The organism is Ferdinandcohnia salidurans (genome assembly GCF_042680725.1).
Taxonomy (GTDB): Bacteria; Bacillota; Bacilli; order Bacillales; family Bacillaceae_L; genus Ferdinandcohnia; species Ferdinandcohnia salidurans.
Genome location: NZ_JBHUEK010000030.1, coordinates 26703 through 42183, shown reverse-complemented (window position 1 = coordinate 42183; position 15481 = coordinate 26703). Strand labels below are relative to the sequence as shown.

Genomic DNA, 15481 nt, shown 5'->3' with positions numbered 1-15481 from the left:
ACTACATTAAATCCATTAAGGAGGTCGACATGTTGAACAATTATTCAAATCCATACATGAATCCTTATAGGAATCAATATGTTCATTCAAATAGTAGAAAGAATAATGCTATAAATACTTATCTGCTTGATAAACAAATTGGTGATGTAAACGGCGACAATATACCGGATACTGTTTACCTAATAGGTGAAAAGAAAGAGAATCCTTTTTATGAAAATATTAAAGTTATTGTACAGGACGGTAGGACCATGCAGTCGTATATTATTCCTTTGTATCCCAAATACAGTATGGCTTATACTCCATGGCTGAACCTTGCCAACTTTACTAACACTGGGACAAATGAGATTATGGTAAATCTCCCTGTTGGTGGAAGTGGGGGCCTGAATTATTACTACGTCATCTCATTTCTAGGTAACAAGGCAGAATATATACTTGGCCCCGAGGAGTTTGCAGCTCTTTCGCAATCTCTGGGATATGAAGTAATATATATGGATAATTATAGAGTACTTGTTAAGAGTGAAAAACTTGATACATCCTATACACTGGATATAAGTAGCAGAAAAGAAGTGTATGAGGGGACAGTATATGACCAGGACGGTAAGCTGATCAAACCCCAAGAAGGATTTGTCATTGATCTCCCGACTCTGTATCCTATAAAAATTGACGGAAGTGTACCATATAAGCTCGAAGCCAACCAGGACATAGCAGGAACATCACATGCTGACCAGCTTGGATATATCGTCTCATACTGGAAATATACAGGGAATAAATCTTGGGTTTTAGATCCTGAGACGTTTTTTGTTACGATAACGTAAGTGAATTTTTGCGATTGAATTTATGTGACAGTAAGAACGCAATTCGTACCCTATGGTAAAAAGGGGGAGCTAAAATGCCTTGGCAATACAAAATAGGATACTTGTTAGGACAGCCAGTAGGAATTTCGTTTGTGGATGGTACAGGAACTTCAGGGGTCTTATGTGATGCGGATGGTAACAGCTTGTACGTTATGAAGTACTTATATCAATCACAATTTGCGATTAAGCATTATACCTATAACATGATCCAAGATCTTCATCCTTTTCCGAGTTGTTAATTAAAATAAATAGTCAAAAGACCGTGAATTCGTTAAGAAACTCTTTTACGAATTCACGGTCTTCTTTTTTTAGGCAGTTCTTTTATATAGATTATATGAAGTTCGGTAAAAGGGTCTGCTATTGGCCTTGCTTACTTGCTTAATTTAGACAATATTAAACTAAATAATAGCATTAGGAATAATTGAAAAATATTTGCAAATTTTTTTCTTTTTCTGGTTGACGTATTGGAAGATAGTAAGTAAAATAAAAACATGCTAATTGATAATGATTTTCATTTTCATAAAATATTAAGAAAAGGGTGTTACATAATATGAATTTCAAAAAACTTTTTAAACCTTTGCTTGTTACATCTGCATTAACAATCGCTCTAGTAGGGTGTGGCACAAATAACGCAGAAGAAGGTACAGATGGTACGAAAAAAGAGGTTGCCAAATCTCAAGAAGTTAATGTATATACGGCTAGACATTATGAAGCAGACGATACAGTGTATAAAAATTTCACGGAAGAGACCGGAATTAAAGTAAATGTAATTAAAGCCGAAGCTGAAGAACTTATTGAACGAATTAAACGTGAAGGAGAAAGCACTCAAGCAGATTTATTTGTTACGGTTGATGGTGGGGTTCTTGCCCACGCGAAGAAAAATGACATTCTTCAACCGATTGAATCTGACGTAGTAAATGAGAATGTTCCAGAAAACCTAAGAGATGTTGATAACAACTGGGTTGGAATGGCAACAAGAGCGCGTGTTATTGTCTATTCAAAGGATCGAGTTTTACCTGATGAACTCTCTACATATGAGGACTTAACAAGTGAGAAATGGAAGGGGAAAGTATTAGCTAGATCTTCAACTAGTCTTTATAACCAGTCATTACTTGCTTCATTCATTGAATTAAACGGTGAAACTGCTGCTGAAGAATGGGCAGCGGGAATTGTAGGGAATTTTGCTCGTCAACCAGACGGTGGTGACCGTGACCAAGCAAAAGCAATCGCAGCTGGAACCGGAGATGTAGCAATCATGAACACATATTATGTTGGTTTAATGGCCAATTCTGAAGACCCAGAAGAAAAGAAAGTTGCAGAAGGAATTGGCGTGTTTTTCCCTAACCAAGAAACAAACGGTACTCATGTAAATATTAGTGGAATAGCGTTAACGAAGAATAGTAAGAATAAAGAAAATGCAATCAAGCTTATTGAGTATATGACGAGTGTTGAGGCACAGGAATTCCTCTCAGCTAATAACTATGAGTTTCCGGTGAATCCAAATGCTGAAAAACCAGCGATTCTTCAATCATGGGGTGATTTCAAAATGCAAGATTTTAATTTTGATACTTTAGATGAACACAATCAAAAAGCAATTGAAATTTTCAATAAAACTGGCTGGAAGTAAGTAACATGAAAGCTCAGAATATCAAGCGTTTCTTACAAAAGGAACTAAATGGATGGTGGATAATAAGTATGATTGGAGCAGCCATTATACTGCTCCCCATCCTTTTTGTATTCTTTTCATTGTTTCAGGAACCGAATGAAAATTGGATGCACGTCAAACAATACTTACTTACAAATTTCTTATTTAATACATTTACCCTGATGACTATTACTGGGCTTGTAACAGCATGTTTGGGTGTGACTTTAGCATGGCTTATTGCGGCATATGACTTCCCATTAAAGAAATTTTTTAGATGGGGGTTAATTCTTCCGCTGGCCATACCTCCATATATAGCAGCATATACGTATCGAACCATGCTTGGTTATACGGGGGTTATACAAGTTACACTAAGAAATACTTTTGATTACCAAGTCAATCCCGAGTTATTATCGGTTTCTTCCCTACGAGGTGCGATTTTTGTCTTCTCGTTATTTTTGTTTCCGTATGTGTATATCATTACAAAGGCATATTTGGAAAACCAAAGTACTGCATATATTGAAAATGCGAGAGTGTTAGGAAGTAAGCCACTGGCCGTATTTTTCAGGGTAGTTTTACCACTTTCAAGACCGGCGATCATTGGCGGAGTTGTCCTTGTCATTTATGAGGTCCTTAGTGATTATGGTGTGACAAGCTACTTTGGAATTCAAACGATTACAACAGCCATTTTTCAAACTTGGTTTGGAATGTACGATGTAGATACTGCAATGAGGTTAGCTGCATGGTTAATGGTAATAGTTGTAGGTTTATTTATTTTGGAACGTATGTTACGTAAACAGCGTCGGTATAATTTAAGTAATAAAACAAGACCACTTTCTCCGAAGCAGTTAAAAGGACTTCCTGCTTTAGCTGCGTTCAGTTATTGCTCAATCGTTTTCGCGTTTGGCTTTTTAATCCCTTTTGTTCAATTACTTTCATGGGCAAAACTTACATTTCACAAGGTGTGGGATGAATCATTTATTACGTTGTTGTACCAAACAATCTATGTTGCACTAATTTCAACAATCCTTATTTTAATTATTGCGGTTATTGTTGCGAATGTCAGTCGTACCCATTCGACTTTTTCATATGTTTTATCGAAACTAGTAACGTCTGGATACTCAATTCCTGGTGCGATTGTGGCAATTGGAGTCTTAGCAATCTTTATCTCTCTTGATCAATGGCTTGCACCATTGTACTCCTATATGGGATATGGAAATGCCCCATTGATTTTGAGTCTTTCAATCGTTATGCTTATTGTAGGATACACCATTCGCTTTATGGCTACAGGCTTTAACGCTATTGAGGTGGGATTTGAAAAGGTTGGCATAAAATATGCGGAAGCTTCAAGGATGCTTGGGAAAAATGTGACAAAAACATTTTTCAAAATCGATTTGCCCTTAATGAAAGGGGCAATTGTAAGTGGATTTATTTTAACCTTTGTTGAGATTACTAAGGAACTACCATTAGTTCTACTATTGAGACCCTTTAATTTTGAAACATTATCAACAAAAACCTACCAATATGCAAAAGATGAGCTAATTTACGAAGCATCCATTACTTCTCTAATGATAATTGCCATCAGTGCATTGTCAGTTGTCGTGATTCAAATGATTGATAAGAAGAAGGTGGAACGATGAACATTCTCGAAATCAATAATCTTACCTTTACCTTTTCACGTAAAGCTACTCCTATTATTGCAAACTTCTCTCTTGCAATTGAAAAAGGAGAAATAGTTGGTATTTTGGGAAAAAGTGGTAGTGGGAAAAGTACCTTACTAAGACTAATATCTGGCTTGGAAATGGCAACGAGTGGAAGCATTACAATCGCAGGAAAGCCTGTGTTTAATGAAAGTCTATTTGTTCAGCCAGAGGAGCGGGAAGTTGGGATGGTATTTCAAGACTATGCATTGTTTCCACATATGAATGTGAGGAATAATGTGTTATTTGGATTAGACCGTCTCCCCAAGAAAGAACGGAAACAACGTGTTAAGGAAATGCTTGCCCTTGTTAAAATGGAGGAGTTCGAATTAAGATATCCACATGAATTAAGTGGCGGACAGCAACAACGTGTTGCTCTAGCGAGAGCATTAGCACCTAAACCGAACCTATTATTAATGGATGAGCCCTTCAGTAATTTAGATGCTGACCTAAGGGAATCAATTCGTGAAGACCTTCAGTCCATTTTAAAAAACGCCAATATGACTTGCATCATTGTTACGCATGATCGAAATGATGTTGATGCAATTTGTGACCGTAGCATTGTATTTGGAAGTACAAAGGAAATGAATAATGAGAGGCTAGCAGCCGTCAAATAATATTAAAAAGCAACGTCTACACATCTAGACGTTGCTTTTTAATATGCTCTTAATCCATTCATGATAAACTTATTATCCTCAACTAGGCTTAACATGTATAAGAACATCGTGACAGGTATGTTGGTTAATTTAAATTTCCTCTTCTACTAAAGATATTTCATGTGCTTTAGCGGGAGATTAAGGAAAGAGTTTTCACCGAAAGAAACCCCATATTAGGAGATTATTAACATTAACGGTATAACAATTTTTTAATGAATAGGATGTTTAAGAAGTTTTTCATATATATTTTAGAAAGTTTTAAGGATTATGTGATACGTTCTTTTAGACCTTGATAAATTATTATATTTATTTGCAAACGTTTTGAATTTAGGAACAAACTATTAAAACATGAACATAAAAAGAACAGTTAGAGTTAGTTTTGGGGTGAATATTTTGTCAATAAAGATGAGGTTTCTGTTGTCATATATAGGGGTAATCATTATTTCAATTGTTTTATTAATCATAGCTGGCTTTTTACTTATTTTTGCGATAACAGGTGATGTAAAGTTTATAGAGCATTTTTACAAAGAATCTTATCTACAAAAACCTTTGACTGCAGTAGAAGAAAGTGTGTTTCTTGACTTGAAGCTATTGGCTAAAAATAACCCTGAGCAGCTATTAAACGAAGGACAGCTTAGGGAGGTAGAAAAAAAGGACATCTATATCGTCGTTAGAAAAAAGAGGAACGTTGAGTATGCTCCCCCAAATTTTGAAAATGAAGCATTGACTAATTCACTTCCGAGGTTTGAAGAAACGAATATCAATACCCGAGGAACCATTAAAATCGTAGATGCCTTTTTTACGTATGTGAAGTTTGATTTTTATTTTTCAGATAAATCGAAAGGCAGTATCTTTGTACTAAGAAAGGCAAGTTCTTATGCTGAATTAATCCGACAGTCATTTCCTATATTGTTCAGTTTTTTGTTATTTTTGTTTATTATGATTATTGGGTTGTTGAACTATTTAGTGTCTAGAAGTATCGTTAAACCTATTTCCCTACTAAAACAAGGTGCAGAACAGATTAAGTCTGGGGATTTGGATTTTGAAATACAAACTAATTCGAATGATGAAATTGGACAATTAAATAGAGCTTTTGAGGAAATGAGAGTCAAATTAAAGGAGTCTGTCAATCTTCAGCTTCAGTATGAGGAAAATCGCAAAGAACTCATTTCTAATATTTCACATGATTTAAAGACACCTATTACTTCCATTATTGGGTATGTGGAAGGGATTAGAGACGGTGTAGCAAACACCCCAGAGAAAATGGAGAAGTATTTAACAACGATTTTCATAAAGGCGAGAGATATGGATTCATTGATAGATGAATTGTTTTTATTTTCAAAATTAGATTTAAAAAAAGAGCCATTTTCTTTTGGACAGATTGAACTTGTTACCTATTTGCGTAAATATGTAGAAGAAGCACATTTAGATTTAATTCAAAAAGGGATACGGATTAATCTTTACTGTATGCATCAACTGATATATGTGACAGTAGATCAAGAGAAGTTAAAACGTGTACTAGTAAATCTCATTAACAACTGTGTAAAGTATATGAACAAGGAACAAAAGTGCATTTCTATTTCCATGAATGAAGGACCATATGATGTAGTTGTAAAAGTCTCGGATAATGGCGATGGAATTGATCCTCTAGCTTTGCCATATATATTTAATCGTTTTTATCGAGCAGAGGAATCAAGAAATTCAAGGTCTGGTGGAAGTGGATTAGGACTTGCCATTGCCAAACGTATTATAAATGAGCATGATGGAGATATTTGGGCTACAAGTGAGAAAGGAAAAGGTACAAATGTCTTCTTTTCCTTAATGAAAGGTGACAATCATGAAAAAAATATTACTAATTGAAGATGAAGTTAGCATCGCCGAATTACAAAGAGATTATTTAGAAATCAATCATTTTAGTGTCGATATTCAACATACTGGTAATGCAGGACTCCAACTTGCTCTTCAAAATCATTATGACTTAATCATTTTGGACATCATGCTTCCAGGAGTTAATGGGTTTGAGATATGTAAACAAATACGCACTGTTAAAAATGTTCCTATTTTATTTGTATCTGCTAAGAAAGAGGATATTGATAAAATTAGAGGTCTCGGTTTAGGAGCAGACGATTATATCACCAAGCCTTTTAGTCCAAGTGAACTAGTGGCTAGGGTTAAAGCACATATAGACCGTTATGAACGTTTAGCAGGAAATCAGGTTAAATCGAATACTATTTTAGTTCATGAAATTTCGATTGATAAATCAGCACGCAAGGTTCATATAATTGGGGAAGAAATTTCGTTCACTACCAAGGAATTTGATTTGTTGGTGTTTCTTGTGATGCATCCGAACCAAGTGTTAAGCAAAGAACAGCTTTATGAAAATATTTGGGGATTAGAATCAGCAGCAGATGTTTCAACTGTGACAGTTCATATCGGAAAAATTCGGGGGAAAATTGAAAGGGATCCTGCACATCCGAAATTCTTGGAAACTGTCTGGGGTGCTGGATATCGATTTAATGTTTAAAATTAGAAACCGTCACTCTGCTGGCGGTTTATTTGGTCTTTATTGTTGAAATGTAAATTCCTTTTATAAAACATAAAATATGTTTATTAAAAAGTTTATGATCTTTTTAGAATTTGTTTAGTGTGAGTTTAAGAGTAAGTACTAACATAATGGATGTAACAACAAAGCATATTGAAAAAGGAGAAGAAAAAATGAACCTAAAGGCAAAAATAGTATCTCCCATACTAATAGGATTAACATTAGTAATCACCGGGTGCAGTACGGTCACACAAGGAAATCAAAGTGAACAGAAGCAAGAACAAACTACTAAAGAAAGTAAAAGTGTTAAAGAAAATAAGTTAACCGAAGGTCAGGAATTGGCAAGTATTCTAAGTAACACAAATTGGCAAGGAACAAAAGTTTATGATAAAGATAATAATGACTTATCAGAAGAGAATGCGAACTTTATCGGTCTAGCAAAATATGAAGTTGAAACATCAAGATATGAATTTTTCGATAAAACAACTAAAGAAAGCCGTGGTGATAAAGGAACCTTTTTTATCACAAATGATGGAAAGCTTAGAGTATTAATTTCGGAATCAATGGGTTACCAAGCAGTAGTCGAAATTGCAGAATTGGATAAAGATAAGTTTACCTATAAAAGAATGGGTAAAGATGCCAATGGGAACGAAGTAGAGGTATTCGTTGATCATATTCCTTATAATGAAACGGAGCTATCTTTTACTGATCCAGATAAAACTTTGGAAACCTCCACAGGAGAAATCATTACAGAAGTTGATGGTGATAACATTTTATCTAGCGCTCTATGGCTAGGAACAGTAGCATTAGACGAAAATGGTAATGATGTTTCAAGCTATAATTCGAATTTTTTAGGTCTTGCAAAATATGATGATAATACAAATAAATATGAATTTTTTGATGCCGAAACAGGCAAAAGTCGAGGAGATTTTGGATATTTCGATGTTGTCCATGGTAATAAAATAAGAGCCCATGTTTCTCAAGGAAATAATAAGTATGGTGCCACTCTAGAACTAACCGAGCTTAATGAAAATAAATTCACATATCAAAGAAATGGTAAGGATAAAGATGGTAATGATATTACTATTACCGTCGAGCATGTACCTTATGATGGTGATTTTAAACTAGAATTCACTAAATAATAACAATTTCAAAAAGGACTAACCAAATTGTGAAGGGGGAATGGTTATCAACATTCCCTTTTTAGACTTTATTTTACATTTAGCAAAGATTGAAATAACATTATGTTAATGATTGAAAACAAAATAAAGAAATGTTAAGCAAAGGGGTTCTAGAGGAGTGTCAATGAAAATGGTACCTTTATTATTAATTGCATTGCTACTTGGCTGTCAGGCCAACCAAGAATCAAAAAATAGAGATCAACCAAAAGAATCGAAGGATGAGGTTGCATCAGAAGCAAATAAAGATCAGATCTCAAAGAAGGAGAAAACCAATATGAATGAGCAATTTTTTCAGGCTGCTGAGCGAGGCGATATTTCAAAACTTAAAGAATTGCTCGATGCAGGGATAGACATTAATGTTGCTGATGAACAAGGAAGAACAGCGGCAATGCTTGCTACATATGCAAATAAGCCAGAGTCGGTAAAGGTTTTGATAGAACATGGTATTAATATCGATATCCAAGATAATATGCAGAATAATCCCTTCCTTTATGCGGGCGCAGAAGGCTATTCAGCGATTCTCAAGCTTACGATTGAGGCTGGTGCTGATCCCAAACTACTCAATAGATACGGTGGCACAGCACTTATTCCAGCATCCGAACATGGTTATGTGGATGTTGTAAAGGAGTTATTAGAAAATACAGATGTCGATGTCAACCATATTAATAATTTAGGGTGGACCGCATTGCTAGAAGCGATTATTCTAAGTGATGGTGGAAAAAGACAACAGGAAACCATTCAGTTATTAATTCAGCATGGGGCGGATGTGAATATTCCAGATTCTAATGATGTATCGCCTTATGAACATGCCAAATCAAGAGGGTTTGATGAAATCGTTGCGATACTCCAACGAGCTGGAGCGGAATAATGGATGTTTAATGGTAAAGAGAATGGACTTGAATCCATTCTCTTTTTAGGTTGATGAACTTTTAAATAATATTCTAAATATCTTTAAGGCTATTTGGATACGAAGCAATTCTTCTGAATGCTTCAAGTCTGTATTTAAGATTTCTTTAATTTTATCAATCCGATAGATGAGTGTGTTTCTGTGTAAAAACATTGCTTTTGCTGTCTCAGATACATTTAAATTATTTATAAAATAGTTTTCCAAGGTCGTAATATAGCTTGTACTATGCAATTTGTCATGTTCAAAGATTTTCCCCAGGCATTTTTCGAAAAATTCCTCTAATGCGGAGACCTTTATATTTGAATCTAAAAGGTGGTAAACCGAATAATCTTCAAAATGGGAGATTTCATTCCTTTCATTAACCTGCTGCATTAGCCTAACTACCTCATTCGCCTCAGAGAAGCTTTTGTGAAGGGAATCTATTTTTCGATATTGCTGCCCAATTCCAATTAAAAAAGATGTTTCGCGAATCTGTTGAGAAAATGTTTCATGTAATTCCTTTGCGAATTGTTTTGTAAAATTGACAGTAATAGGAGGTTTATCAATATTCTGTCCGACTAAAATAATGATTCGATTGTTTCGATAAAAACTTGTGATTTCTCCATTTGCTCTATAGGATAAATCATATACTAATTCAACGCATTTTTTTGCGGTATTCTCTAATCTAAATTTTCCAACGATTATATCCTCATTTTCATCAACCTTTTTTGGCTCAATATTCACAACCATACTATAATACATATAATTTGGATTTAGCCCGTGTAGATCACATAAGGTTTGAAGCGTATCATTTGATGTAATTTTCCCGGAAAGTAAATCATCAAAAAAGTCCTGTCTAATTTTTAATTTGACTTCTTCAATCTGTTTGGCTTTTATTCTTTCAAGAGCCATAACCGTCGAAGCTTGTTCTAAAATAATATAGTCAAACTCAGTAAGTTCGCGAACCGTCTGCCAAACAACTATATATCCATATATATGTTTAGAGACTGCAACAGGCAAGATTCGGCATTTTATTTCCATATTATCTATATGATAAATTCGTTTTATTGACTTTTTTATTTCACTTATATTTTTAGGTATGGATTCTAAGAAAGCTTGATTAAATACCTGCCTATTTTTTAGTAAATCAAGGCTATACTCCAGCGGGATTTTATTATCAACATGTTCTGTATAGTGCAATAAATTCCAATCTCTATCCACAATAACAACCGGATTATTGATGGTGGAAGATAACATAGAAGAAATCCGTTCAATCCCTCCACCCTCCAGGGTAATTCTAAAGAAGAGATTATGCATATCTAGTGTTTTGCGATTGAGTAGATCATATCTTCCGGAAGCCTTTTCATTAATAATTGAAATTACCCTAGATAGTGTATATTCGAAAGGTAACTCTAGGATGGGTAGCCCATATTTATTGGCTTGGTCAATCATATTTTGAGGAATTTTCTCGAAATATCTCTTCATTTTTATAACAAGCCCTGCACAATTTATTTCCGAGAGTTCCTTAATTATTCTGTTTTGGAGTTCTTCACTTTCTTTGAAGATATAACCTGTTGATAAAAGTAATTCATTGGGTGAAAGCCAGTCAAATGCATCTGGATTTTCAATTATATTTACAATTGATATTTCGTTATGCAATCCAGATTCTCCGGCAATAATTTTTAGTCCATCAATTGCTTTTATATTTAACAAGTCTTTAACAGTAAGCACTTTTTCTCCTCCCAAAAGCCATATTTCTTAACATGAATTGGACATATTTGATTGTACAACTTGCACAAATGCTTTCGTTTTTTTTTGGTTTGGTTAGACGATGACCTTTTCATGTATTATACCTAAAATAATCGTGTAAGGTTAGTTATTTGTCAAAGGGAATTAATTAGCAATTTGTATGCTATAACCGTTTGCCGTGGGGGAGAAGTTTCAATTTTTGCCCACATCAAACGGATAAGGAGGCCTGATTTTACACAAGGTTGGACAATTTTTGGTAATGGATTTCAAAAGAACATTTTTGTTTTAGTTAGCCTTCCCAATCTCTGAGGATCTCTGAGGTGACGATAGTGGAATTTGCGGTTTCTGGTGATGGTGACTTTATTCAAAGAATTAAAAGATCAGAATTACATGGCTATGTTCATAGCACATTTAAACGCACAATTAATATAAAATGTCATGATAATAATGAGATTTACACCATCGCATGTTGCGAAATGGATAATGGACCTAATACCCTAATTATCAATCTTTCTAGTTTTGATAAAACGGATATAGAAGTAAAAGACAAGGTAAGGGTCAATGACAATAAACTCTGTATTGCCAATAAACTAGCCATATCAACTGAAAAAAGTAAGATATGGGAGTGTGTGTTGCCTGAATTTCCGAACGAATTGTCGAGAGTGAAAAGAAATGTTACGAGGGCAAAAGAGTACATTGAGATTTTTGGTAAAAGTGGCGGTATGAAAAGAGACCAACTAACTAAAAATGCCTTTGTAATTGAGACACATAAAATGCTTGAAGAAAGTTCCCATCTATTAATTAAAGAATTACTCAATTTAAATATGACAAAAGCCTTACAACATGCTCGCGGTCTTATTGGACTTGGTCCAGGGTTAACACCTTCTGGTGATGATTTTTTAGTGGGTTTATTGACGATCTTTAATCTCCGGAATTGCCCATTCAATCATTTACATGATTTCAGTGAAGAAATTGTTAAAATTGCGAGGCCATTAACGAATGAGATAAGCTTTTTTACTATAAAAAAGGCTTCTAGAGGTAAGGTAAGGGAAAATATGATTCGTTTAGTTCAATCTTTGTTATATGGGGAAGAGGACGAGCTAATTCAATCCCTTAACAAAGTATTAAGCATTGGCTCATCATCTGGAACGGATATTGCCTATGGGCTTATCAGTGGATTGGAGCACAATATATTAGCTGGAGGTAAATTATGACTGTACAAGCTGTAATCAAGCCAAATACGTATTATGATTCAGTATCATTAATGTCTTTGTCTACAAAGGCAAACCAAATTGAAGGTGTAGAACAAGCCATTATCGCAATGGGTACTGAAATGAATAAAGAGGTTATGAAAAACGTCGGTTTAATGACATCAGAGGTTGAAGTTGCAGGTTCAAGTGATCTCATTATTGTTGTTAAAGCGAATTCAGATGAAGAGTGTGAAAGCGCTTTTGTTAGCATTAACGAATTGTTAACGAAGAAAAAAGGTGCATCTAAGACCGGAGCAAGCGAAGTTAAGTATTCTACAATTTCTTCAGCGTCAGAAAATATACCTGATGCCAATTTAGCGGTCATTGCTGTTAACGGAATGTATGCAGCAAGAGAAGCAAAAAAAGCGCTTGAGAATGATTTGAACGTTATGCTTTTCAGTGACAATGTAAGTATTGAAGATGAAGTAGCGTTAAAGAACTTAGCTCATGAAAAAGGCCTTTTAATGATGGGTCCTGACTGTGGAACGGCAATCATTGGAAATGTTGCACTGTGCTTTGCGAATAAAGTGCGAAAAGGCAATATTGGGATTGTTGCTGCTTCTGGTACTGGGAGCCAAGAAGTAAGTGTTCGTATACATGAGTTTGGTGGCGGTATTTCTCAACTGATTGGAACTGGCGGAAGAGACCTGAAAGAAGAAGTTGGCGGAATCATGATGCTTGACGGTATTCAAGCCCTTGAAGATGATGAAGCAACAAAAGTAATTGTGCTTGTTTCTAAGCCACCTGCACATAGTGTCCAAGAAAAAATTCTTGCCAAAATTAAGGAATGTAAGAAGCCGGTTGTTGTGTGGTTCATTGGCGGTGATGAAGGTGCAATAACAGAAGCTGGCGGACATTTTGCAAAAATGTCTAAAGAAGCGGCAATTAAAGCAGTTGTGTTAGCAGGCGCAGACGAAAGCAAGCTAAATAAACGAGCGCTAAACATTCCGTTAATTGAAGAAGTTCGCACAAAGCTAAAGCCTGAACAAAAATATATTCGAGGATTATTCAGCGGTGGTACTCTTTGTGATGAAGCTATGCATGCAGCAAAGGAAAAGTTTGATAATGTTTACAGTAATATTGCAAAGAATCCAGAATTCCGTTTAAAAGATAGAAACACGAGCATTGAGCATACATTTATCGATTTCGGTGATGATGAATTTACACAAGGTAAGCCGCATCCAATGATTGATCCATCAACTCGTATTGAAAGGTTCATTCAAGAAGCCAAGGATCCGGAAGTTGGAGTTATCGTAATGGATTTCGTCTTGGGCTATGGTGCACATGAAGACCCGGTTGGCGCAATGCTTCCTGCCATGATTGAAGCAAAACAAAATGCCGAGGCAGAAGGCAGACATTTAGAAATCATCGGGTATGTGCTTGGAACAGAACTAGACCGTCAAAACCTTGATGAGCAAATAGATAAATTACTAGCAGCAGGTGCAACACATGCAAGTAGCAGTCAAAACGCTGGTCTATTGGCTAGAGAATTCGTTGTGAAAGGGGAATAGCCATGAGTAAAATTAACGAACTTTTTAATAAGCTTAGTGTAATCAACATGGGAATTGAGTCATTTAAAGAAGATATGCTAGATCAAAATGCAGAGGTAACTCATTTAGAGTGGACTCCTCCAGGACGCGGTAATCCGGAACTAATTGCAGCTCTAGATAAACTTGAAGATCCGGCAATTATGGCTAAGATTGAGGCGGCTAATAAATTAGCAGTAGAAAGAATTATTAACTCCCAACCGGTATTAATTGGCTATGAGCAAGCAATCAATTGTGTACCAGGCATGACGAAAACAACGATTCTTCATGCTGGTCCTCCAATTACTTGGGATAAAATGAATGGCCCAATGAAAGGTGCTGTGACAGGAGCACTTGTATTTGAAGGTTTAGCAAAAGATATTGAGGAAGCAGAGAAACTTGCTGCATCTGGAGAAATCACTTTTAAACCTTGCCACGAGCACAACTGTGTTGGTTCAATGGCAGGTGTAACATCTGCATCTATGTTCATGCACATTGTTGAAAACAAAACGTATGGAAACATTGCTTACACAAACTTAAGTGAACAATTAGCTAAAATCCTTCGTATGGGTGCGAACGATGAAAGTGTTATTAAGCGTTTGATTTGGATGCGCGATGTATTCGGCCCAATGTTAAGGGATGCCATGAAGTTAAATTCAGATGGAATTGACCTTCGTCTAATGCTTGCACAAGCACTCCACATGGGTGATGAGTGCCATAACCGTAACGTGGCAGGTACGACTCTGCTCGTTCAGGCTTTAACTCCTTACATTATTCAAACCGATTATACAACAGAGCAAAAGCGTGAAGTATTTGAATTCATCGCAAGTAGTGACTACTTCTCTGGCCCTACTTGGATGGCGATGAGCAAATGTGCACTTGATGCTGCACATGGAATTGAGAACAGTACGATTGTAACGACAATGGCACGTAATGGAGTTGAATTCGGTATCCGTGTGAGCGGAATGGCTGGAAACACTTGGTTCACAGGTCCAGCACAACAAGTTATCGGTCCAATGTTTGCGGGATATAAGCCGGAAGACTCTGGTCTTGACATTGGTGATAGTGCAATCACTGAAACCTACGGTATCGGCGGTTTTGCAATGGCTGCTGCACCTGCAATTGTTGCCCTAGTGGGAGGAACTGTTGAAGAGGCGATTGGCTTTTCAACACAGATGAAAGAAATTACAACAGATGAAAATCCAAACGTAACCATCCCATTATTAGACTTCATGGGTGTACCAACAGGTATCGATGTTCGTAAAGTTATTTCAACAGGCATTCTACCAATCATCAATACAGCAATTGCTCATAAAGATCCGGGAATTGGTATGATCGGCGCAGGGATTGTAAATCCACCTGTTGAAGCGTTCGAAAAAGCGATGCTTGCATTAGCTGAAAATATTCAATAGTACAATGCAGTAAAGAATGACTCAAACAACAAAAGGGTCAGACTCCGCCTATAATCATTGGATGGGATTCTGACCCCTTTTTA

13 protein-coding genes are annotated in these 15481 nt (G+C 35.9%); 12 read left to right on the top strand and 1 reads right to left on the bottom strand.

Annotation, left to right across the window (positions count from 1 at the left end; translation table 11 throughout):
- The first annotated feature begins 32 nt into the window (after window positions 1-32).
- The 9 genes from ACFSFW_RS20490 (at window position 33) to ACFSFW_RS20450 (ending at window position 9443) form a co-directional block, all read left to right on the top strand.
- Entirely contained in the window at window positions 33-815 is a 783-nt protein-coding gene (locus tag ACFSFW_RS20490) for a YybI family spore inner coat protein (RefSeq protein WP_388040956.1), read from the top strand.
- 74 nt (window positions 816-889) lie between these two features.
- A complete protein-coding gene (locus ACFSFW_RS20485; protein ID WP_388040954.1) occupies window positions 890-1093 on the top strand; it encodes a hypothetical protein in 204 nt (67 codons plus the stop codon).
- 311 nt (window positions 1094-1404) lie between these two features.
- Complete coding sequence (locus ACFSFW_RS20480) at window positions 1405-2481, top strand: Fe(3+) ABC transporter substrate-binding protein (RefSeq protein WP_388040951.1); 1077 nt, start codon at window positions 1405-1407, stop codon at window positions 2479-2481.
- 5 nt (window positions 2482-2486) lie between these two features.
- A complete protein-coding gene (locus ACFSFW_RS20475) occupies window positions 2487-4136 on the top strand; it encodes an ABC transporter permease (RefSeq protein ID WP_388040949.1) in 1650 nt (549 codons plus the stop codon).
- Window positions 4133-4813: an ABC transporter ATP-binding protein gene (locus ACFSFW_RS20470; protein ID WP_388040947.1), complete on the top strand. Its 681-nt coding sequence runs from the start codon at window positions 4133-4135 to the stop codon at window positions 4811-4813. Before ACFSFW_RS20475 ends, ACFSFW_RS20470 begins: the two co-directional genes overlap by 4 nt.
- A gap of 432 nt (window positions 4814-5245) precedes the next feature.
- Window positions 5246-6712 carry a sensor histidine kinase gene (locus ACFSFW_RS20465; RefSeq protein ID WP_388040944.1) on the top strand — a complete coding sequence of 489 codons (1467 nt, stop codon included), beginning with the start codon at window positions 5246-5248 and terminating at the stop codon, window positions 6710-6712.
- Window positions 6690-7376, top strand: a complete 687-nt coding sequence (locus tag ACFSFW_RS20460; RefSeq protein WP_388040941.1) for a response regulator transcription factor — start codon at window positions 6690-6692, stop codon at window positions 7374-7376. Before ACFSFW_RS20465 ends, ACFSFW_RS20460 begins: the two co-directional genes overlap by 23 nt.
- A gap of 191 nt (window positions 7377-7567) precedes the next feature.
- The gene (locus tag ACFSFW_RS20455) at window positions 7568-8536 is read left to right on the top strand and encodes a DUF4822 domain-containing protein (protein WP_388040994.1); all 969 of its coding nucleotides are present in this window, start codon (window positions 7568-7570) and stop codon (window positions 8534-8536) included.
- Window positions 8537-8705: 169 nt separating this feature from the next.
- Window positions 8706-9443 carry an ankyrin repeat domain-containing protein gene (locus ACFSFW_RS20450; protein WP_388040992.1) on the top strand — a complete coding sequence of 246 codons (738 nt, stop codon included), beginning with the start codon at window positions 8706-8708 and terminating at the stop codon, window positions 9441-9443.
- Between the two features lie 45 nt (window positions 9444-9488).
- On the opposite strand, the gene ACFSFW_RS20445 is transcribed toward ACFSFW_RS20450, so the two are convergent.
- A complete protein-coding gene (locus ACFSFW_RS20445) occupies window positions 9489-11192 on the bottom strand; it encodes a PucR family transcriptional regulator (RefSeq protein WP_388040940.1) in 1704 nt (567 codons plus the stop codon).
- A gap of 347 nt (window positions 11193-11539) precedes the next feature.
- On the opposite strand from ACFSFW_RS20445, the gene ACFSFW_RS20440 reads away from it, so the two are divergent.
- From ACFSFW_RS20440 to ACFSFW_RS20430, 3 genes are read left to right on the top strand one after another with little or no spacing between them, the layout of a single operon-like run.
- The gene (locus ACFSFW_RS20440; RefSeq protein ID WP_388040937.1) at window positions 11540-12424 is read left to right on the top strand and encodes an oxamate carbamoyltransferase subunit AllH family protein; all 885 of its coding nucleotides are present in this window, start codon (window positions 11540-11542) and stop codon (window positions 12422-12424) included.
- Complete coding sequence (gene fdrA, locus ACFSFW_RS20435; RefSeq protein WP_388040934.1) at window positions 12421-13971, top strand: acyl-CoA synthetase FdrA; 1551 nt, start codon at window positions 12421-12423, stop codon at window positions 13969-13971. Before ACFSFW_RS20440 ends, fdrA begins: the two co-directional genes overlap by 4 nt.
- Before the next feature lie 2 nt (window positions 13972-13973).
- Entirely contained in the window at window positions 13974-15398 is a 1425-nt protein-coding gene (locus ACFSFW_RS20430) for a YlbE family protein (RefSeq protein ID WP_388040932.1), read from the top strand.
- The last annotated feature ends 83 nt before the right edge of the window (window positions 15399-15481 follow it).

What these genes read in the sequence shown, in the direction of transcription:
- ACFSFW_RS20475 (WP_388040949.1), top strand. Translation starts at nt 2,487, where the DNA reads ATGAAAGCTCAGAATATCAAGCGTTTCTTACAAAAGGAACTAAATGGA.
- ACFSFW_RS20455 (WP_388040994.1), top strand. Translation starts at nt 7,568, where the DNA reads ATGAACCTAAAGGCAAAAATAGTATCTCCCATACTAATAGGATTAACA.
- fdrA (WP_388040934.1), top strand. Translation starts at nt 12,421, where the DNA reads ATGACTGTACAAGCTGTAATCAAGCCAAATACGTATTATGATTCAGTA.
- ACFSFW_RS20480 (WP_388040951.1), top strand. Translation starts at nt 1,405, where the DNA reads ATGAATTTCAAAAAACTTTTTAAACCTTTGCTTGTTACATCTGCATTA.
- ACFSFW_RS20470 (WP_388040947.1), top strand. Translation starts at nt 4,133, where the DNA reads ATGAACATTCTCGAAATCAATAATCTTACCTTTACCTTTTCACGTAAA.
- ACFSFW_RS20430 (WP_388040932.1), top strand. Translation starts at nt 13,974, where the DNA reads ATGAGTAAAATTAACGAACTTTTTAATAAGCTTAGTGTAATCAACATG.
- ACFSFW_RS20460 (WP_388040941.1), top strand. Translation starts at nt 6,690, where the DNA reads ATGAAAAAAATATTACTAATTGAAGATGAAGTTAGCATCGCCGAATTA.
- ACFSFW_RS20450 (WP_388040992.1), top strand. Translation starts at nt 8,706, where the DNA reads ATGGTACCTTTATTATTAATTGCATTGCTACTTGGCTGTCAGGCCAAC.
- ACFSFW_RS20485 (WP_388040954.1), top strand. Translation starts at nt 890, where the DNA reads ATGCCTTGGCAATACAAAATAGGATACTTGTTAGGACAGCCAGTAGGA.